The 19,267-nt window shown below is 62.3% G+C and carries 15 protein-coding genes and 1 tRNA gene; 10 read left to right on the top strand and 6 right to left on the bottom strand.

The window, feature by feature from the left end:
- Window positions 1–19: 19 nt before the first annotated feature.
- Both lysA and CHB75_RS05215 read right to left on the bottom strand, forming a co-directional pair.
- Window positions 20–1,285: a diaminopimelate decarboxylase gene (gene lysA / locus CHB75_RS05210; protein ID WP_089269474.1), complete on the bottom strand. Its 1,266-nt coding sequence runs from the start codon at window positions 1,283–1,285 to the stop codon at window positions 20–22.
- A gap of 157 nt (window positions 1,286–1,442) precedes the next feature.
- Window positions 1,443–2,621: an acetyl-CoA C-acyltransferase family protein gene (locus tag CHB75_RS05215; RefSeq protein ID WP_089269475.1), complete on the bottom strand. Its 1,179-nt coding sequence runs from the start codon at window positions 2,619–2,621 to the stop codon at window positions 1,443–1,445.
- A 129-nt stretch (window positions 2,622–2,750) separates the two neighbouring features.
- Between CHB75_RS05215 and CHB75_RS05220 the strand changes: the two genes are divergently transcribed.
- From CHB75_RS05220 to tdh, 3 genes are all read left to right on the top strand, one after another.
- Window positions 2,751–3,317, top strand: coding sequence for a helix-turn-helix domain-containing protein (locus CHB75_RS05220; protein WP_089269476.1), 567 nt, complete (start codon window positions 2,751–2,753; stop codon window positions 3,315–3,317).
- 165 nt (window positions 3,318–3,482) lie between these two features.
- Window positions 3,483–4,667 (top strand): glycine C-acetyltransferase, encoded by a 1,185-nt coding sequence (locus CHB75_RS05225; protein WP_089269477.1) that lies wholly within the window; start codon window positions 3,483–3,485, stop codon window positions 4,665–4,667.
- A gap of 1 nt (window position 4,668) precedes the next feature.
- Window positions 4,669–5,709, top strand: a complete 1,041-nt coding sequence (tdh, locus tag CHB75_RS05230) for an L-threonine 3-dehydrogenase (protein WP_089269478.1) — start codon at window positions 4,669–4,671, stop codon at window positions 5,707–5,709.
- 3 nt (window positions 5,710–5,712) lie between these two features.
- Here the strand turns inward: tdh and CHB75_RS05235 are convergent, their stop codons facing one another.
- Complete coding sequence (locus CHB75_RS05235) at window positions 5,713–5,949, bottom strand: hypothetical protein (RefSeq protein ID WP_089269479.1); 237 nt, start codon at window positions 5,947–5,949, stop codon at window positions 5,713–5,715.
- A gap of 51 nt (window positions 5,950–6,000) precedes the next feature.
- Entirely contained in the window at window positions 6,001–7,365 is a 1,365-nt protein-coding gene (locus CHB75_RS05240) for a mechanosensitive ion channel family protein (RefSeq protein ID WP_089269480.1), read from the bottom strand.
- 327 nt (window positions 7,366–7,692) lie between these two features.
- Here CHB75_RS05240 and leuC point away from each other — a divergent pair, with 327 nt between their 5' ends.
- From leuC to CHB75_RS05280, 7 genes are all read left to right on the top strand, one after another.
- Entirely contained in the window at window positions 7,693–9,099 is a 1,407-nt protein-coding gene (gene leuC / locus CHB75_RS05250) for a 3-isopropylmalate dehydratase large subunit (RefSeq protein ID WP_089269482.1), read from the top strand.
- A 165-nt stretch (window positions 9,100–9,264) separates the two neighbouring features.
- Entirely contained in the window at window positions 9,265–9,870 is a 606-nt protein-coding gene (leuD, locus tag CHB75_RS05255) for a 3-isopropylmalate dehydratase small subunit (protein ID WP_089269483.1), read from the top strand.
- 333 nt (window positions 9,871–10,203) lie between these two features.
- Window positions 10,204–11,034 (top strand): hypothetical protein, encoded by an 831-nt coding sequence (locus CHB75_RS05260; protein WP_245840728.1) that lies wholly within the window; start codon window positions 10,204–10,206, stop codon window positions 11,032–11,034.
- 8 nt (window positions 11,035–11,042) lie between these two features.
- Window positions 11,043–12,032: an endonuclease/exonuclease/phosphatase family protein gene (locus CHB75_RS05265; protein ID WP_245840730.1), complete on the top strand. Its 990-nt coding sequence runs from the start codon at window positions 11,043–11,045 to the stop codon at window positions 12,030–12,032.
- A gap of 135 nt (window positions 12,033–12,167) precedes the next feature.
- Window positions 12,168–13,277, top strand: a complete 1,110-nt coding sequence (gene leuB, locus CHB75_RS05270; RefSeq protein WP_089269484.1) for a 3-isopropylmalate dehydrogenase — start codon at window positions 12,168–12,170, stop codon at window positions 13,275–13,277.
- A gap of 159 nt (window positions 13,278–13,436) precedes the next feature.
- Window positions 13,437–14,402 (top strand): DMT family transporter, encoded by a 966-nt coding sequence (locus tag CHB75_RS05275; RefSeq protein ID WP_089269485.1) that lies wholly within the window; start codon window positions 13,437–13,439, stop codon window positions 14,400–14,402.
- 45 nt (window positions 14,403–14,447) lie between these two features.
- Window positions 14,448–14,524 (top strand) — tRNA-Pro (locus CHB75_RS05280).
- Window positions 14,525–14,749: 225 nt separating this feature from the next.
- Here CHB75_RS05280 and CHB75_RS05285 read toward each other — a convergent pair.
- Entirely contained in the window at window positions 14,750–17,737 is a 2,988-nt protein-coding gene (locus CHB75_RS05285) for a cytochrome P460 family protein (protein WP_089269486.1), read from the bottom strand.
- 116 nt (window positions 17,738–17,853) lie between these two features.
- Entirely contained in the window at window positions 17,854–19,092 is a 1,239-nt protein-coding gene (locus tag CHB75_RS05290; RefSeq protein WP_245840732.1) for an ROK family transcriptional regulator, read from the bottom strand.
- Window positions 19,093–19,267: the final 175 nt, after the last annotated feature.

Here is a 19,267-nt window from a genome sequence, read left to right on the forward strand (position 1 = left end):
CAGCCGCAGAGAGGATACCCTACAACCATTCAGGAATGGTATCGCGGGAAATCATTTCGTCAAAGCTTGGCCGCGCCCGAATGACCGCAAAGTGATCACCTTTCACCAGAACCTCGGGCACAAGGGGCCTTGTGTTGTATTCCGACGCCATAACGGCCCCATATGCACCGGCCGAGCGAAAGGCGACGACGTCCCCGGCCTGCAATTGGGGCATCATCCGTGCCTTGGCAAAGGTATCGCCGGATTCGCAGACCGGCCCGACAATGTCATAGGGCAGCTGTTCGGCACCTGCCTCGGGCTCATTCAGCGGCACGATATCGTGCCAGGCATCATACATCGCCGGGCGGACCAGATCGTTCATCGCGGCGTCAAGGATCAGAAACTCGCGCCCCTCGCCCTGCTTGACATAGATCACCTCGCTGACCAGCAGCCCGGCATTCCCGGCGATCAGCCGCCCCGGCTCGATCTCGATCTCGCAACCCAGATGCCCGACGGTCCGCTGGATCAGCTTGCCGTAATCGGTGGGCAGCGGAGGCGCCTCGTTTGAGCGCGCATAGGGAATGCCCAGACCGCCGCCCAGATCCAGACGGCGGATATTGTGGCCATCGGCGCGCAACTGTTCGGTCAGTTCGGCCACCTTGAGGTACGCCGCCTCGAACGGGGCAAGGTCGGTCAGCTGGCTGCCGATATGCACATCGATGCCAATCACCTCCAGCCCCGGCAGGGCGGCGGCCTCGGCATAGACGGCACGCGCCTTGGCAATCGGAATGCCGAACTTGTTTTCGGATTTGCCGGTGGCGATCTTTGCATGGGTCTTGGCGTCCACATCGGGGTTCACCCGGATGGTGATCGGTGCGACCTTGCCCATCGCGCTGGCCACTTCGGACAGCACCAGCATCTCGGGCTCGCTCTCGACGTTGAACTGGCGGATGCCGCCTTCCAGCGCCATGGCGATCTCGTCCCGGGTCTTGCCGACACCGGAAAACACGATCCGTTCGCCCGGTACACCGGCGGCCTTGGCGCGGGCATATTCGCCGCCCGAAACCACATCCATTCCGGCACCAAGTGCTGCCAAAGTCTTCAGGATCGCCTGATTGCTGGCCGCCTTCATCGCGTAACAGACCAGATGGTCCATCCCGGCAAGCGCCTCATCGAACAGCCGGAAATGCCGCTCCAGCGTGGCCGTTGAATAGACGTAAAAGGGGGTGCCGACCGCCGCCGCGATCTCGCTCACGGCAACATCCTCGGCAAACAATACGCCGTCGCGATAAAGAAAATGATCCATGCCAGCCTTCCCTAAGGTATCGCCAACGCAATTACTTCAGCGCGGTCTGTCCGACCACCCCGAAAAACGCGGCCCCCCCACAGCCTTCCCGCCGCGCGACCCCATGGTTCATCTGGCTAAAAGGGTTCCGGCGGTCAGACCGACCGCCGGGACCGTATCACAGCCGTTCGATCGCCAGCGCGATCCCCTGACCGCCACCAATGCACATGGTGATCAGCGCCCGCTTGCCGCCAATCCGCTCCAGCTCGTACAGCGCCTTGACCGTCAGGATCGCGCCCGTCGCCCCCACCGGATGACCCAGCGCAATGGCCCCGCCGTTGGGATTGACCTTCGCGCCATCCAGCCCAAGCACCTTGTTCACTGCCAGCGCCTGCGCCGCAAAGGCCTCATTGCTCTCGACCACGTCGAAATCCGCAGCTCTCAGCCCGGTCTTTTCCAGCAGCTTTTCAACCGCAGGCACCGGACCGATGCCCATGACCTCGGGGCGCACCCCGGCATGGGCATATCCCAGCACCCGCGCGCGCGGCTTCAGCCCCGCCGCCTCGGCCGCGCCCGCACGCGCAAAGACCAGCGCCGCCGCGCCGTCATTGATGCCGCTGGCATTGCCCGCCGTGACCGAACCATCCTTCTGGAACACCGCGCGCAGACCGGCCAGCGCCTCGGCGCTTGTCGCCTTGGGGTGCTCGTCGACCTCAAACGCCACCATGTCACGCTTCACACGCACCTCGACCGGCACGATCTGATCGCGGAACCGCCCCTCGGCAATCGCCGTCGCCGCGCGCTGCTGGCTGAGCAGCGCAAAAGCATCCTGTGCCTCGCGGCTGATGTCATGCTCGGCCGCGACGTTTTCCGCCGTGATCCCCATATGGCCGGTGCCAAAGGGGCAGTTCAGCGCGCCCAGCATCATATCCAGCGTCTTTACATCGCCCATCTTTGCGCCCCAGCGCTGATCCGGCACGATGTAGGGGCTGCGCGACATGCACTCGGCCCCGCCGGCCAGGGCGAAATCCGCATCCCCCAGCTTCAGCGACTGAACCGCCGAGACAATCGCCTGCGCCCCCGACCCGCAGAGCCGGTTGACGTTCATCGCAGGCACCGTCTCTGGCACACCCGCATCCATCGCGGCGACCCGGCTCAGGTACATGTCGCGAGGTTCCGTATTGATCACATTGCCAAACACCACATGACCGATCTGGCCGCCCTTGACCCCGGCGCGCTCCAGCGCGGCACGGGCCACGGTGGTGCCCAAAGTGATCGGTGTGGTGCCTGCCAGCGCGCCGCCAAAGGCGCCGATGGCGGTGCGCGCGCCGCTCAGGATGACGATATCGTCGGACATGATGTTTTCTCCCCCGGGGTTTCGCGCAAACTATGCGGTTCCGGGTGCGCCTTGTCAGCCGCGACGTTCCGTCAGAGACCGCCCCGCCCCTGATTGACAGCAGTCGCGCGACCCGGCACATCTTCTGTCATGACGGAGGATACCGACGATATGCTGTCGCGCCTGCCCGCGCGGCTGAAAGCGGCCCGGCGCGCGCAGGGGCTGTCGCTCGATGGCGTGGCGAAACTGTCGGGCGTGTCCCGGTCGATGGTCAGCCAGATCGAACGCGGCACCTCGTCCCCCACCATCGCGACCCTCTGGAACCTGACCCGCGCGCTGCAAGTGGATTTCGCCGGCTTGCTGGACAGGACGGCCGGCGCGGGCGAGATCGAGATTCTGCGCAGCACCGAGGTGCCCACCATCGACAACCGTGGCCAAGCCTGCCGCCTGCGCATCCTGTCGCCCCCCGAAGAGGCCGGTCGGCACGAGGTCTATGACCTTGTGCTTGGCGACGGCGGTGCTTTGGTCAGCGCCGCCCACCGGCGCGGCGCGCGTGAGCATCTGACAGTGATCGAAGGCCGGATCGAGGTCACCTCGGGCACCTCGGTCGAGGTTCTGACCGCCGGCGACACAGCCCGCTACGCGGCCGATCTGGCACATGCGATCCGCGCTGTCGCTGGTCCGGCGCGGGCCTTTCTGGTGGTGCAGAACGCCTGAATTCAGGACAGGTCGCGCGGCCCGAACCCCGACATATTTGGAATATGAAAGAACGCCAGAGATCGGTCCGGGGCAACCCGCGCTGAAATTCGCGCCGATCACATTTCTTCTATTTGAGAAATTTATCCGTCATGTTAGATAACCTCTCATGCAACGGAGATTGCCATGAACAGCACCTTTCTGACCCGGATCACTGACACCCTGAGCGAGATCGAGGCCGACGGCCTGCGCAAGGTCGAACGCCCGATGACCTCGCCCCAGGGCGCGAAAATCACCGTCGGCGGCCGGGAAATGCTGAACCTTTGTGCCAACAACTACCTTGGGCTAGCCAACCATCCCCGTCTTATCGCGGCGGCAAAGGATGCGATGGACAGCCATGGCTATGGCATGGCCTCTGTCCGGTTCATCTGCGGCACGCAGGATCTGCACCGCGAGCTGGAACAGAAACTGGCCGCCTTTCTGGGCAAGGATGACAGCATCCTCTTTGCCGCCTGCTTTGATGCCAACGCCGCCGTGTTCGAACCCCTGCTTGGCCCCGAGGATGCGATCATCAGCGACAGCCTCAACCATGCGTCGATCATCGACGGCGTGCGGCTGTGCAAGGCGAAACGCTATCGCTACGCCAACGCCGATATGGACGACCTTGAAACGCAGTTGAAACAGGCCCGCGCCGACGGGGCACGCGATATCATGATCGCCACCGACGGTGTGTTCAGCATGGACGGCTTCCTCGCCCCGCTGCCCGGGATCACCGCGCTGGCCGCGAAATATGACGCGCTGACAATGGTCGATGACTGCCACGCCACCGGTTTCATGGGCGCAACCGGCGCGGGCACGCCGGAACATTTTGGCGTCGATGTGGACATTCTGACCGGTACTTTGGGCAAGGCGCTGGGCGGAGCGATCGGCGGCTATATCGCCGGTCCGCAGCCGGTGATCGACCTGCTGCGCCAACGCGCGCGCCCCTATCTGTTTTCCAACGCGCTGCCGCCCGCCGTGGTCGCCGCCGGGATCGCGGTGCTGGACCTTATCAAAAACGGCGACACCCTGCGCGCCCAGCTGTTCGAAAACGCCCGCTACTGGCGCGCCGGTCTGGAACGCCTCGGCTTTGACGTCCTGCCCGGCGAACACCCCATCATCCCCGTGATGACCCATGAGGCCCGCATCGCGCAGGACATGGCGACCGGCCTGTTTGAAAACGGCGTCTATGTCTCGGGCTTCTTCTTTCCGGTGGTGCCCAAGGGGCGCGCCCGCATCCGCACGCAGATGAACGCCGCCCTGACCCGCGACGATCTCGACACCGCTCTGGCGGCCTTTGGCACCGTCGGCAAGAAACTGGGAGTGATCTGAGATGCACAATGATATGAAGGCATTGGTCAAGGCCGAGCCGCGCGAAGGTCTGTGGATGCAGCGCGCCCCGGTGCCAGAAATCGGGCCCGATGACGTGCTGATCCGCGTGAACAAGACCGGGATTTGCGGCACGGACGTGCATATCTGGAACTGGGACGGCTGGGCGCAGCGCACCGTGCCGGTGCCGCTGATCACCGGCCATGAATTCGCCGGCGAGATCGTCGAACTGGGCCGCAACGTCGACGGTCTGGAACTGGGCCAGCGGTGTTCAGGCGAAGGCCACCTGATCGGCAAGAAAAGCCGCCAGAGCCGCGCCGGCAAGTTCCATCTTGACCCCGCCACGCGCGGCATCGGCGTCAACGAACCCGGTGCCTTTGCGCAATTCCTGCGCCTGCCGGCCTTCAACGTGGTGCCTTTGCCCGATGCCATCGACGATGAAATCGGCGCAATCCTCGATCCGCTTGGCAATGCGGTGCACACCGCGCTCAGCTTTGATCTGGTGGGCGAAGACGTGCTGATCACCGGCGCCGGCCCCATCGGGATCATGGCGGCCGCGGTGGCGCGGCACGTCGGCGCGCGGCATGTGGTGATCACCGATGTCAATCAGGCACGGCTGGATCTGGCCGCACAGGTGACGGATGTGGTGCCGGTCAATGTCGCGCATGAGGATCTGAAAGACGTCGTTGCGCGGCTCAAGATGAAGGAAGGTTTCGACGTCGGGCTTGAGATGTCAGGCAATCAGCAGGCGCTGGACCAGATGGTCGAGGCGCTGGTGATGGGTGGCCGTATCGCCCTGCTGGGCATCCCGCCGGGCAAGTCCCCCGTGGACTGGAGCCGCATCGTCTTCAAGGCGATCACGCTGAAAGGCGTCTATGGCCGCGAGATATTCGAGACATGGTACAAGATGATCGCCATGCTGGAAAACGGTCTGGATGTGCGCCGGGTGATCACCCACCGCTTTGGCGTCGACGACTTTGCCGAAGGGTTCGAGGCGATGCGTTCCGGCACCAGCGGCAAGGTCGTGCTGGACTGGCGCGGCTGAACGTCAGACCCGCCGATCCATCCGGACGGGATGATCGGGCACCTTGGGTTCAGGCACCTTCGGGCGGCCCTCAAGCTGTGCCAGCAGCCCCCTGCGCAAACGCACCGCGAACTTGCGCCGCGCGCCACGAATCCGCCGCCGAAGCACAGACAGCAAAAGCTGTGGCAGGCTTTTACCCGGGCGAGCATTGCCCTGTGCGGCAACGTTATAAGAGTCGGAGTGGCGAAACGGGTCTGTCATGACGCTAACCCTAGCGGCGACTCCCTTTCCAACCGATGAAGATTCACGCCTTCAGTCAGGCAAATCCACCGCAGCGGCGCGCTGATTGGTGGTCCGCAGGGTCGACCCTTCCAGCATCGTCACTTCGCGCTGCGGGAAGGGGATCGAGATGTCGTTTTCCTGAAACGCATCCCATAGCGCCAGAAACACATCGCCCCGGATGTTGGTCAGCCCGCCGATCGGATCACTGATCCAGAACCGCAGGATGTAATCGACCGAGGAATCACCGAAACCCACGATGTGGCAGACCGGCGGCTTGAACGACAGCACACGCTTGACCCCGGCCGCCGCCTCGATGGCGATGCGGCGTACCTTGTGCGGATCGTCGTCATAGGCCGCGCCGAAAAAGATATCGAGCCGGACAAATTCGTTGGAATGGGACCAGTTGACCACCTGCCCGGTGATCAGATCCTCGTTCGGAATCAGGTATTCCTTGCCGTCCCGGGTCAGCACCGAAACATAGCGCGCGCCCAGCGACTGGATCCAGCCGAACGTCTCGCCCAGCGATATCACGTCCCCCGGTTTGATCGACTTGTCCAGCAGGATGATGATGCCCGAAACAAGGTTCGACACCACCTTTTGCAGACCAAAACCAAGGCCGACACCGATGGCCCCCGACAGCACCGCAAGCCCGGTCAGATCGACGCCAACCAGCTTGAGCCCGTAAAAGAACGCCGTGCCATACAGCACCACCTGCAGGAACTTGATCGCCAGCACCTGCATCGACGGCGAAATTTCCGGGTTGCTGCGGATACGGGCAGAGGTGGACGTCGACAGGAACCGCGCGACAACGATCAGCAGGCCCAGCGTCACCGCCGCCTGCGCAATCAGCCACAGCGATATCCGCGTACTGCCCACGGACAGCGCAAAGCTGTCCAGCAGCGTCTGCGCCTCAGAGGTCAGCCCCAGGATCGACAGGGTGACCCAGGCCCAGGCGCCATAACGCACCGCCGACCGCATCAGCCCGTTCGCGATCAGCCGGGTGGCGAAAACGATGAACAGCCAGGCGGTTGCCAGTTCCGAAATGACCCCCAGAAGGTAGGAACGCGACGGCCAGGTCACCTCCTTCATCACGGCGACGACCACCCAGATCAGCAGGACGAACAGGATCATCCGCAGCCGGCGATGCATCAGAACCAATACCCGCATCTGCCACTTTGGCCGGCCTTCCAGCCCGCGCATCCATTCGTGGACGCGGGGCTTCAGCACGGCGGCCAGCACCAGCGCCGCAACAAAGATGCCAAGGGCAATGAACAGCTGATAGGCGTTCCACGGCCGCAACAGCCCGATCAGGAACAGCTCGCTCCGCGCCGCCAGCCCAAGGGCGATTTCCTGCACCTGTTCAAGCGGCGCATGGCTTAGCTCATCTGGGTTCATGCTGCTTCCGGACTGTCATGTCGCCCAGCGTTGCACCAAGCATCGCCGCAAGGCAAGCCGCGTCGGCATCGCGTGGCCTGCTCCGGGCCCTGCAAACACGGCGACAACGGCGCGCCCAACCCCGCTCTTGATAGACTCGGGGCAAAGGAGTATCTCGCTGCGCATGACAATGGTGTTCGACATTGATGACCGCGCACGCCTGCGCGAACGCTTTTTCGGCGCCACGCACACCGTGCTGGCCCGACTATAAGCCAGAGCGCCCCGCAACGGGCGCCCCAGCCGCACGCCCACTCAAAATTTTCGAACATCATCAAAGGGAGAGGACGCATGTCCCCCAAAACGCTCTATGACAAGATCTGGGATGCCCATGTCGCCCACGAGGCCGAAGACGGCACCTGTCTGCTGTACATCGACCGTCACCTTGTCCACGAAGTGACCAGCCCGCAGGCGTTTGAAGGTCTGCGCATGGCTGGCCGCAAGGTCCACGCCCCGGACAAGACGATCGCCGTGCCGGACCACAACGTGCCGACCACGCTTGACCGCGCCAATGCCGCGACGATGACCGAAGACAGCCGCATCCAGGTCGAAGCGCTCGACAAGAACGCCAAGGATTTCGGTATCCACTACTACCCTGTGTCTGACGTCCGTCAGGGCATCGTGCATATCGTCGGCCCCGAACAGGGCTGGACCCTGCCCGGCATGACCGTGGTTTGCGGCGACAGCCACACCGCGACGCACGGCGCCTTTGGCAGCCTTGCCCATGGCATCGGCACCTCCGAAGTTGAACACGTCCTTGCCACCCAGACGCTGATTCAGCGCAAGGGCAAGAACATGAAGGTTGAAATCACCGGCAAGCTGGCCCCCGGCGTCACCGCCAAGGACATCACCCTGTCCGTCATCGGCAAGACCGGCACAGCCGGCGGCACCGGCTATGTCATCGAATATTGCGGTGAAGCGATCCGCGATCTGTCGATGGAAGGCCGCATGACCGTCTGCAACATGGCCATCGAAGGCGGCGCCCGCGCCGGCCTGATCGCGCCGGACGAAAAGACCTTTGCCTATGTCATGGGCCGCCCCCACGCGCCGAAAGGTGCCCAGTGGGAGGCCGCGATGAACTGGTGGAAAACCCTCTATTCCGATGACGACGCCCATTGGGACAAGGTTGTGACCATCAAGGGCGAAGACATTGCGCCCGTCGTCACATGGGGCACCTCGCCCGAAGACGTTCTGCCGATCACCGCCAACGTGCCCGCCGCCGACTCCTTTACCGGTGGCAAGGTGGACGCGGCCAAACGCTCGCTCGAATATATGGGCCTGACCGCCGGAATGCCCCTGTCCGATATCAAGATCGACACCGTCTTCATTGGCTCCTGCACCAATGGCCGGATCGAAGATCTGCGCGCCGCTGCCGCCATCCTCAAGGGGAAAAAGATCAAGGACGGAATGCGCGCCATGGTCGTCCCCGGTTCGGGCCTTGTCCGTGCCCAGGCCGAGGAAGAAGGCCTTGCCGACATCTTTATCGAGGCGGGCTTTGAATGGCGCATGGCCGGCTGTTCCATGTGCCTTGCGATGAACCCCGATCAGCTCGCCCCCGGCGAACGCTGCGCGGCCACGTCGAACCGCAACTTTGAGGGCCGTCAGGGCCGGGGCGGACGTACCCACCTCATGTCCCCCGCCATGGCCGCCGCAGCGGCAGTGACCGGGCATCTGACCGATGTGCGCGACCTGATGTGATCCCTCTGCGTCACCCCGCCCCAACGCAGGGTGACGCGGATTTAACGTAAACCAACGGGTAATAGCCGCAGCACTGGCAACAGCGTTCCAGCCATACGCCAGCCATACGGTTTCCATACGCAAACCATACGTCTGCCAGCCCCGCCAAAGTGTCAGGAGACACCCATGGAAAAGTTCGACAAACTCACCGGCATCGCCGCCCCGCTTGACCTGATCAACGTCGATACCGACATGATCATCCCCAAACAGTTCCTCAAGACGATCAAGCGTTCGGGCCTTGGCGTGAACCTGTTTGACGAGATGCGCTATGACGACGACCGCAACGAAATCCCCGATTTCGTGCTGAACAAACCGCAGTACCGCGATGCTCAGATCATCGTGGCCGGCGACAACTTCGGCTGTGGATCGTCCCGTGAACACGCCCCCTGGGCGATCAAGGATTTCGGGATTTCTTGCGTCATCGCGCCAAGTTTCGCGGATATCTTCTACAATAACTGCTTCAAGAACGGCATCCTGCCGATCGCCCTGCCGCAGGAACAGATCAACGTTCTGATGAAGGATGCCCAAAAAGGCTCCAACGCCCGGATGGAAATCGACCTTGAGGCGCAGACCATCACCACATCCGATGGCGAGGTGTTCACCTTCGACGTCGACGCGTTCAAGAAACATTGCCTGATGAACGGACTCGACGATATCGGCCTGACGATGGAAAAAGCCGCGTCAATCGATACCTTCGAAGCCGCCGCCGCCCAGTCCCGCCCCTGGGTCTGACGCCGCATCCGGCATGGTCCCGCCGCGCCGTGTCAAAACCGCGCGGCGGCCTCCGGCTGTAAAAACCCTTCTGACAAGCCGCTCACCCAGCGCCGAGCGCACACGACATGACACAGCCCACGACAGGGGCGCTTCAGCCATGTCCGGGCTTTCGATCATTTCGGCATCACATGCGCCCCCTTTTGCCTGCAAAAATTACTGAATGTTTCCAATAGGCTTGATGCCTTGGGCGAAAGCAGGCAAATAATGGGAACCGGGTCGACATTGGCGCGCACAGGCTGAAACTAGGACGCGGCATCCAATCGCGACTGTCAGATTGGAAAGGAAGCGGCAGTGTTCAATCGCATGATCAGAGCAGGCATTCGTGCCGCTCTTGTGGCCATGCTAATCATGTTTCCTGCCCTGATGCTGCGCGGCTCGGCCACGGAAACCACACAGATCGTTGTCCTTCTGGCCATTCTGGCCGCCATTCTGACCTTCGCGGAATACTTCAGCCGCTATCCCTCGGTTATCGAATTCCGCAACGCTCCGCCGTTCAACCGGCTGCGCTTTGCCGCGCTGTTCCTGAGCGTGGTTCTGTTGACGGCCATGAACCACCGCGTCGCCGACCCTACGGTCATCAGCAGCACGCTGAACGGGTGGGGCATGTACATTGGTAGGGCGTTGGATTTCCCTTTATCGCCAATCCACCTGATGATGCTTCTGATGCCGCCAGACGTGCCGCTGACCGACGTTCAGCGCCTGTGTTGTCAGGCCGGGGTGGCCTATGTGGTTTCACTTCTGACCATGCTGGTGTTTGTCTTTCTGGTGCGCTTCATGAATTGGCCCAGCCAAAGCAGGGCGTTCAACTTCTGGGTCAATCTGCCCAGTTTCGATCCGACTGCGGGTGGTGACGTGATCTACCACCTCAGGCGGGATGCCCGTGTTAACGTCGCATTAGGGGTCTTGCTGCCATACTTGATCCCGGTCGTGATGAAAGCGGCCACCTACGTGCTGGATCCGGCCACGCTCGGTGATCCACAGACCCTGATCTGGATGATGACCGCATGGGCCTATCTGCCGGCAAGCATGATGATGCGCGGCATCGCGCTGTACCGCATTGCCGACCTGATCAGGAAAAAACGCAGTCGCGCGCACGCGCAGGCCGACTTTCAGTCTGCCTGATCAAGGGTTTGTTAACCTTTGCACCGCTGCTGTTAACACTTTCCTTACTCTTTCCAACGCCCACAGGTGCGGACACTCTGCGTGTCGCCACATGGCACGCGAACCTTAGCCGCAAGGGCCCCGGCCTGCTGCTGCGGGATGTATCTGCGGGCAAGGACGCCGAAATTCCCGCTATTCTTCAGGGTCTTGCGCTTCTCGATGCCGATGTCCTGCTGCTCAGCGACATCGACTATGACCTTGATCTTCAGGCGCTGACCGCGCTGCGCGACCGGCTTGCGCAGGACGGCCCGGCCTATCCGCATCTCTTCGCGCGCCGTCCCAATACCGGGCGTCCCACTGGCCTTGACCTTGATGGCGACGGGCGCTTGGGTGGCCCGCGCGACGCGCAGGGGTTCGGCTATTTCAACGGGCAGGGCGGGCTGGCCATCCTGTCGCGCCTGCCGATCGATGCTGATGGGGTCACCGACCTCAGCGACCTTCTGTGGCGCGATCTGCCGGGCAGCCAGATGGCGGCAGACGATCCCGGGGCTGAAATTCAGCGGCTCTCGACCACGGCGCACTGGGACGTTCCGGTGATCCTTCGGCAGGGCAAGCGCCTGAACCTGCTGGTTTATCACGCCACGCCCCCGGTATTTGACGGCCCCGAGGACCGCAACGGGCGGCGCAACGCGGATGAACTGCGGCTCTGGCAACATTACCTTGATGGCGCTCTGGCTCAGACCCCGCCGAAAGGCAGTTTTATCCTGCTGGGCAATGCCAACCTTGATCCCCTGCGCGGCGATGGTCTGCATCACGTCATGCAGGCCTTTCTGAACGATCCCCGCCTGCGCGACCCGGCGCCGGATACCATCACCGCCAACTGGCCCGCCCCGGGCCCCGGCCCGATGCGCGTCAGCTACGCGTTACCCTCGGCGGACCTCAGGGTGATAAACGCCGGGCAGGGCGATCCTGTCGGACCGCACCGCCCGATCTGGATCGACATCGAAATCACACCTTGATCACCCCAGGGCGGCAGGCACCCGCATCGGTAAAAAACAAAGCCTTTCCAGCCGTGCAGGACAGCATTTCTTGACGATCCGGCGCGGCACCGTTACGCGAGTGCGCAACATGTGTGACCAAAGGACACCCCCAACATGAGCAACCCCTCGCTTCTTATCCTGCCCGGTGACGGGATTGGCCCCGAAGTCATGGCCGAGGTGCGCAAGATCATCGGCTGGTACGGCGCAAACCGCGGCCTGAACTTTGACGTGAGCGAGGATCTCGTCGGTGGCGCCGCCTATGACAAACACGGCACGCCCCTGACCGACGCCACCATGGCCAAGGCGCAAGAGGTGGATGCCGTCCTTCTGGGTGCCGTCGGCGGCCCGAAATACGACGTGCTGGATTTCAGCGTGAAACCGGAGCGCGGCCTGCTGCGCCTGCGCAAGGAAATGGATCTTTACGCCAACCTGCGCCCGGCCCAATGCTTTGACGCGCTTGCCGATTTCTCGTCGCTGAAGAAAAACGTCGTGGCCGGCCTCGACATCATGATCATCCGCGAACTGACCTCCGGCGTCTACTTTGGCGAACCGCGCGGGATCTTCAAGGAAGGCAACGAACGCGTCGGCATCAACACCCAGCGCTACACGGAATCCGAAATCGAACGTGTGGCCCGTTCCGGTTTTGAAATGGCCCGCAAGCGCGGAAACAAGCTGTGTTCGATGGAAAAGGCCAACGTGATGGAATCCGGCGTGCTGTGGCGCGAAGTGGTCCAGCGCATCGGCGACACCGAATACCCCGATGTCGAACTGTCGCACATGTATGCCGACGCCGGCGCCATGCAGCTGACCCGCTGGCCCAAGCAGTTCGACGTCATCGTCACCGACAACCTGTTCGGCGACCTGCTGTCCGACCTTGCCGCCATGCTGACCGGTTCGCTAGGTATGCTGCCCTCGGCCAGCCTCGGCGCGCCGATGGCCAATGGCCGCCCCAAGGCCCTGTACGAACCCGTACACGGCTCGGCGCCCGATATTGCCGGTCAGGGCAAGGCAAACCCGATCGCCTGCATCCTGTCCTTCGCCATGGCCCTGCGCTACAGCTTTGATCAGGGGGATGAAGCGACCCGGCTTGAAAAAGCTGTTGAGGCGGTTCTGGCCGATGGCTTCCGCACTGCGGACCTGCTGGGAGAAGAGGGGGTAAGCCCGGTATCGACCTCGGAAATGGGTGATGCGGTGCTCAAGGCGCTGGATGCCAGCATCGCCTGATCGCAGCTGACACGAACCAAAGCTGAAGCCCCCCGCGCGGGGGCTTTTTGCTGTCAGATGAACGGGTGATTCAGAAACACCGGGTATTGCCTCTTGAACCAACGCGTCCTGCGGGGGTAGCAAAGTTCATGTTAGCGAAAACAGCGAGCGGTGAGGAAGATGAGTCCAAACGTAAACGGCGCACTCCTGTCGCTCCTGTCTTTCGGGATTTATGCCAGTCACGACGTGATCGTCAAAACTCTGGGTGGCACCTACAGCCCCTTCCAGATCGTGTTCTTCAGCGTGCTCTTCAGCTTTCCACTCGCGATGATCTTGCTGATCCGCGACTCGGAACCGGGCCATCTGCGCCCCGTTCATCCCTGGTGGACCGCCCTGCGCACCGTCGCAGCCGTCACAACCGGTGCCTCTGCGTTTTATGCCTTTTCCAACCTGCCGCTTGCACAGGTCTATGCGATCCTCTTTGCCGCGCCGCTGATCATCACGCTTCTGTCGATCCCCATTCTGGGGGAACGCGTGCGCCTGCGCCGCTGGATGGCGGTGATCGTCGGGTTGTGCGGCGTTCTGGTCGTGCTGCGTCCCGGTATGACCACCCTTGCCGCCGGTCACATGGCGGCACTTGTGGCGGCCTTCGGATCGGCGCTGGCGTCAATCATCGTGCGCAAGATCGGAAACGAGGAACGCCCCGTCGTGCTGGTACTCTATCCGATGCTCACCAACTTTGTGGTGATGGGCGCGCTGACCGCCTTTGTCTATGTCCCGATGCCGCTGGAACATCTGGCGCTGAACGCCACCATGGCGCTGCTGGGCTTTACCGCGTCGATCATCATCATCTACGCCTACAAGGCGGCCGAGGCGGTGATCGTCGCGCCGATGCAATATTCCCAGATCCTGTGGGCGACGATCTTTGGCGTCCTGTTGTTTGACGAAATTCCCGATGCGCTGACCCTGCTGGGTGCGGGAATCATCATCGCCAGCGGCATCTACATCGTGGTGCGCGAAGGCGTTGCGGATACGTCTGAAAACACGCCGGTGCTCCAGAACCGCAGCCGGTTTGAGACCGGAACAATCCCGCGGATCAGTACGCTTTTGCGTCTGCGCAAGGACAGGGCCAAAGATCCGCACTGAGCCCTTGCCAAAGCATCCGCAACGGGCTATCCCGCCCGCCACGGTCGGAGTGTAGCGCAGCCTGGTAGCGCACCTGCTTCGGGAGCAGGGGGTCGGAGGTTCGAATCCTCTCACTCCGACCAATTTCCCGATTTCAACATATCCGCTAAAGTTCCCAGCCCGGCATCATGGCGCGCAGTGCCGCCGAGCAGTGCACGACCGCCGTATGGCCGGGCGCTTTTGTGACGCCCTCGCATCGCTGAAATGGCCTGCGGGACTGAACCATAAGGTGCCTCGCACTATCGGCGGGCAGCGCCGACCTGCGGTCCTGCGCTGCCCTCCGTTAGGTCCCCATCCCAAAAGTCGGATTACTCCAGCTTTGCCTCCGCCCAGGCGGTTTTCAGCTTCCAGCCCTCGATGATCGTGCCCTCGGTCTTGAGCCGACTGGCAAAGGAATAGAGCCGCTGCGTCGCCGGTCCCTTTGGCGCCGTCTCGAACCGCTGCTTGAGGTAATAGGGCGGTATCGCCTGTGAATAGAGCGTTGCCGTCACCTTGACCGTTCCCGGATCGGTGCCTTCGGGCAGGGCGATCCGGTATTCCAGCTGGTCCTCTCCGGGGGTGAAATCCGGATCCGACGCGGCGCGCCCCTCTGGCATCGTGGCCTTCATAAAGGCGGCTGTCACCTCGCTGTCGCCGAACTTGGCCTTGAAGGCATCCGTTCCCGGCGTCAGCGCCCCATGGGGTGTCAGGCGATTGTCTTTGGGGTGATAGACCCGGTGGACAAAGCTGGTGGTGAATTCCCGCTCGGCATTCTGCGTCAGCTCTTCGTAGATCTGCACCTGATCGGGGCTGTCGATCACCTGATGATGCGGCTGATACAGCGCCTCGGTCGCCCCTTCGGGCACCACGTCCAGAAACTCGGTGTTGAGCCGCTTGCCATCCGCGCCGATGATCACCCCGGCTGCGTTCGAACAGCCCGAACACCAAAGCGTTTCCCCCCCTGGATCGGTGGCCCTCACCTCAAGAAACGCGCGGCGGAAACCGACGCCGGATGGCAGGCGGTGCCCGGTTTTGTTCCCGACCGCGACTTTGGCCACCAGACCACCGTCGCCCTCGCCCAGATACAGCGAGACCGACGCCGTCTCATTCCGGGCCTGCAACTCCATCGTGTCGATCGCCAGCTGCGCGCCGTTGTCGGCATAGGTCATCGGATCCGTCAGGCTCATCCCGGTTTCATCGCTGAACTGGCGCATCATCTCGACCATATAGGCGTTGAGGCCGACGAAATTGTGCCGCTTGTACCCCTCGCGGAAGGGCACGTTGATCTCTTCTGTCGGCAAAAGATTTTCCACATCCGGCATAGCACTGTCCTGGATCGTGGCGATCTGCGTGGTGATCGTATCCAGCTTGATCTTGCCATCCACGCTCTCGAAATTGCCCTTCATATGACAATCCTGACAGGACTGTGCCGTGCCCGGATCGGCATAGGAACTGTTGACCCATTCGATATAGGTCGCCTGTTCGACCGAGTGCTGGAATTTGGTCAGCGGTTCCGGAAAGGTCACGCCGTACTGGCTGTTCAGGAATTCCGACCCGTTGACCGACGCCTGATTGAACACGGCCTGATCCGCAGCGGTATAGCCGGGCAGGGGCGCGTTCGGATCGGCATCAACGTTGGGCAGGTTGATCGTGTGGCAGGCGCCGCACAGCTCACTGTTCTTGATATAATCGTCATGCTCGGGGGTGATGCCCATCGCGTTCTGCATCGGTTTCTGGCGGACATCCTTGAACGGCCCGATCAGTTTATCCGAATCGTTCAGGCGGAAAACGCCCGTGGTCCCGTTCATCAGGTAGGTGTCGAGCTTGTTGTAATCCGGCTGCCCCTCGGCCCGCTCTGGCGGGGCGATATGGTGGCACACGGCGCAGGAAATCCCCTCGCGCGCGAGGTTGCCGTACTGGTGATAGGGATAGGTGCCATCGGCCTCCTGCGCCTCTTGCTCGGCCTGGGTCAGGGGGTCGTGCAGCAGGGTATAGGCCACCTTGAAGTTGTTGGGGTTCAGTCCCGCATCGGGGTTGGCATGGGCGTCGATCTGCAACTGCCGCTGTCCCATCGCGCCATGGCAGGACAGGCAGGTCGTGCCGACATTTGCCGCCAGATCACCATTTCCCGCCGCCTCAAGCAGGGCGAATTCGCTTTCCAACTGCGCGAAAAAGATCGGATCGCGTCCGGCCAGCCCCATGGGCGACCAGCGCCATTCGCCATATTCCGAAATGTTGTATCCGTCGCCGTATTTTGGCCCGTCCTGCAGGAACATCGTCGTCCCGGAGGGCGGCCCGCCAAGCCCGCCATGACAGCCGACGCAGTTGTCCGAGCTCAGGAAATGCTGCGGATCATTGGGCCGCGATGGCACATGGTCGAGCCATTCGCTCGGCATCTTCAGCACCTGATCCGGGGGCACATCAATGCCGCCGGTGGCTGGGAACATCTCGGTAAAGACCGGGTTCACGTCGATCGGCGATTCGGGCGCGGCTGCGTTCAGCTTGGCCAGCAGGGCCCGATTGTGAAACATGTCGTCGATCAGCTCACCCTCGGATGCCCCCATCGCCGGGCGCTGCCATTTCGGCAGGTTGAACGGCCCAGGCGGAAAGTCCTCCAGCTTGCGCCAGCTTTCGTCGACGTTAAAGATCAGCGGCTCGCCCGGGTATCCCTCGACATTCGACAGTGCCGAAAAGATCAGCTCGTTGGCCGAAGAAGCATGGCAACGCATGCAGGTGCCTGCCCCCGCCTGACCCGAGGGCGGGTTGAAGGGTGCATCGAAACTGTCGATTGCGGCGTCCTGCGCGACAGAGGCAAAGAACCAGCCGCCGTGACTGATCGCGCTGTCCTTGACCATCACGGTCCAGTTCAGGTTGTCGCCCTTTTTCAGGTATTTCAGCATCTCGGCTTCGACCAGCGCGGGGTCCTCCGGGTGCATGTATTCCAGCATCTCGCGGTATTCGTTGTAGCGCGCGGCGGGCGAAGCCACCATTTCCTTGACCACGATAGAGCCATCCGGCACCGCGCCCAGCCGCCCGCCCTCAAGCCAATCAATGACTTCGGGCGAATAGTAGATCCGCACCGCAGGGTGCACACCGTAGGAGGTGTCGAGGACGAAAGGCCCGGTGTCACGCCAGCTTTTGTCCGGGGTCCAGCCAAGGTCGACATAGTCGCGGTTGGCGATAAAGGGATAGAGCGCGCTTTCGTAATCCAGCAGCGGCAGCTCTGACGGCATCGGCAGATTGGCGGGTGTTCCCTGTGCCTGAACGCCTTGGGTTGATCCGAGAATGAATGCGAGGCATGCCAAAAAACGCGTCATGTGAAACCCTTCCAGCTAAAAATAGTGTCAGGATGCGAAGCAAGCGACGTTTTTGCAACTAAAAAGTGTGGCCGCGTCCTTGGAATTTATGTTGGCTTTTGGCTGAAACAGCCGATTCAGCCTTGTTTCAGAAAGGCCTGACCGTCCACAAGAAACCGTTCGGACAGCGGCAGACAGGCCGCACCCAGCGATCTGGCCGAGGGCCCAACCGTGCCGGCATTGACCTCGGGCGGAGTGATTCCCGCCATGTTGATCCGGGCCAGCGCAGTGCGGACGTCCTGCACCAGCCGGTCGCGGACCGCAGCAGGGATCCAGCCGTCGATCAACACAGATTCAAAATCGATGAGCGATGCCGAGGCCGCGATCGCATGGGCAATGCCCTTGGCCGCATCGGCAATCCAGATATCCATTATCCCCGGCGGCACCGACCAGTTTTCCGGATCGCCCCAAAGCCCCTGCGTCGGCAGGCCCTCTTGCTCCATCAATTTTTCGATGCCGGACAACGACGCGACGTCGATCAATTGCAGCGATCCCCCCGGCCCGGGCACAGGCATAGACCCCAGCGCGCCGGCGTTGCCAGACCGGCCACTGTAGAGCGTCCCGTTCAGGACCAGCCCGCCCCCGATGAAGTACCCGACATAGAAATAAAGGAAATCGCGCGGGGTATCCTGTGCGCCCAGGACAAGCTCGGCCCCGCAGGCGCATGAGGCGTCGTTCTGCAGATACACCGGATAGGGCACCTGCGCCGCCAGTTCCGCCTTGATGTCGCGGTCCTGCCACGTCGCCATTTCCGCCGGATCGACCCCGATCAGCCGCGCCCAGTTCCACATCTCGAACGGCATCGCGATGCCAAGTCCGGCAATCCGGGCCTTCTGCTCAGCACTCAGCGGATCAGTCAGTTCCCGCAGTGCCTGCAGGGCAAAGCTGACCGTATCTTCGGGGTGGGGATAGGCATGGGTGCGTTGCACACGGCCGTGGACCTTGCCCAGAAAGTCGATCAGCACCAGTTCCTCGTTCCGTCGCCCGATCTTGATCCCAAGGAAATAGGCCCCCTCGGCTGCCAACCTCATCGGTACGGATGGTTGGCCGACCTTGCCGCGTACCGGGTCGCCCTTGACCAGCAGCCCGTCCGCCTCAAGCTGGCGCATGATCACCGAAACCGTTTGCGCAGACAGGCCCGTGGTGCGGGCGATTTCTGCCTTGGCCAGTGCGCCATGGCGGCGGACAAGGGTCAGCACCAACCGTTCGTTATGCGCGCGCATCCCGCTCTGGTTCGAGCCGCGGCTGCCGGGCTCTGCTAACCCATCGCCTCTGTCCGCTGTCGCAATCCGCTCCACGGTGACCTCTGAATTCATCCTGATACATGCCCCAGACTAGGGGGCTGCGGGTGGCTGTCAATAATAAATAAGATTGATTTATTTATTATTGACAGGTCCGGGTGATTCCGTGTCTTGTGACAAAGTAGGTGATGCACAGGGAGGTGTGTCCCCGACCAGAAAGCCGGCCAAGCCGGTTCTTGTTATCCTTTGG

Origin of the sequence: Puniceibacterium sediminis (genome assembly GCF_900188035.1) — a bacterium.
GTDB lineage: Bacteria > Pseudomonadota > Alphaproteobacteria > Rhodobacterales > Rhodobacteraceae > Puniceibacterium > Puniceibacterium sediminis.

Coding starts and splice junctions, on each gene's coding strand:
- lysA (WP_089269474.1), bottom strand. CDS start 1,285: ATGGATCATTTTCTTTATCGCGACGGCGTATTGTTTGCCGAGGATGTT.
- CHB75_RS05215 (WP_089269475.1), bottom strand. CDS start 2,621: ATGTCCGACGATATCGTCATCCTGAGCGGCGCGCGCACCGCCATCGGC.
- CHB75_RS05220 (WP_089269476.1), top strand. CDS start 2,751: ATGACGGAGGATACCGACGATATGCTGTCGCGCCTGCCCGCGCGGCTG.
- CHB75_RS05225 (WP_089269477.1), top strand. CDS start 3,483: ATGAACAGCACCTTTCTGACCCGGATCACTGACACCCTGAGCGAGATC.
- tdh (WP_089269478.1), top strand. CDS start 4,669: ATGCACAATGATATGAAGGCATTGGTCAAGGCCGAGCCGCGCGAAGGT.
- CHB75_RS05235 (WP_089269479.1), bottom strand. CDS start 5,949: ATGACAGACCCGTTTCGCCACTCCGACTCTTATAACGTTGCCGCACAG.
- CHB75_RS05240 (WP_089269480.1), bottom strand. CDS start 7,365: ATGAACCCAGATGAGCTAAGCCATGCGCCGCTTGAACAGGTGCAGGAA.
- leuC (WP_089269482.1), top strand. CDS start 7,693: ATGTCCCCCAAAACGCTCTATGACAAGATCTGGGATGCCCATGTCGCC.
- leuD (WP_089269483.1), top strand. CDS start 9,265: ATGGAAAAGTTCGACAAACTCACCGGCATCGCCGCCCCGCTTGACCTG.
- leuB (WP_089269484.1), top strand. CDS start 12,168: ATGAGCAACCCCTCGCTTCTTATCCTGCCCGGTGACGGGATTGGCCCC.
- CHB75_RS05275 (WP_089269485.1), top strand. CDS start 13,437: ATGAGTCCAAACGTAAACGGCGCACTCCTGTCGCTCCTGTCTTTCGGG.
- CHB75_RS05285 (WP_089269486.1), bottom strand. CDS start 17,737: ATGACGCGTTTTTTGGCATGCCTCGCATTCATTCTCGGATCAACCCAA.
- CHB75_RS05290 (WP_245840732.1), bottom strand. CDS start 19,092: ATGAATTCAGAGGTCACCGTGGAGCGGATTGCGACAGCGGACAGAGGC.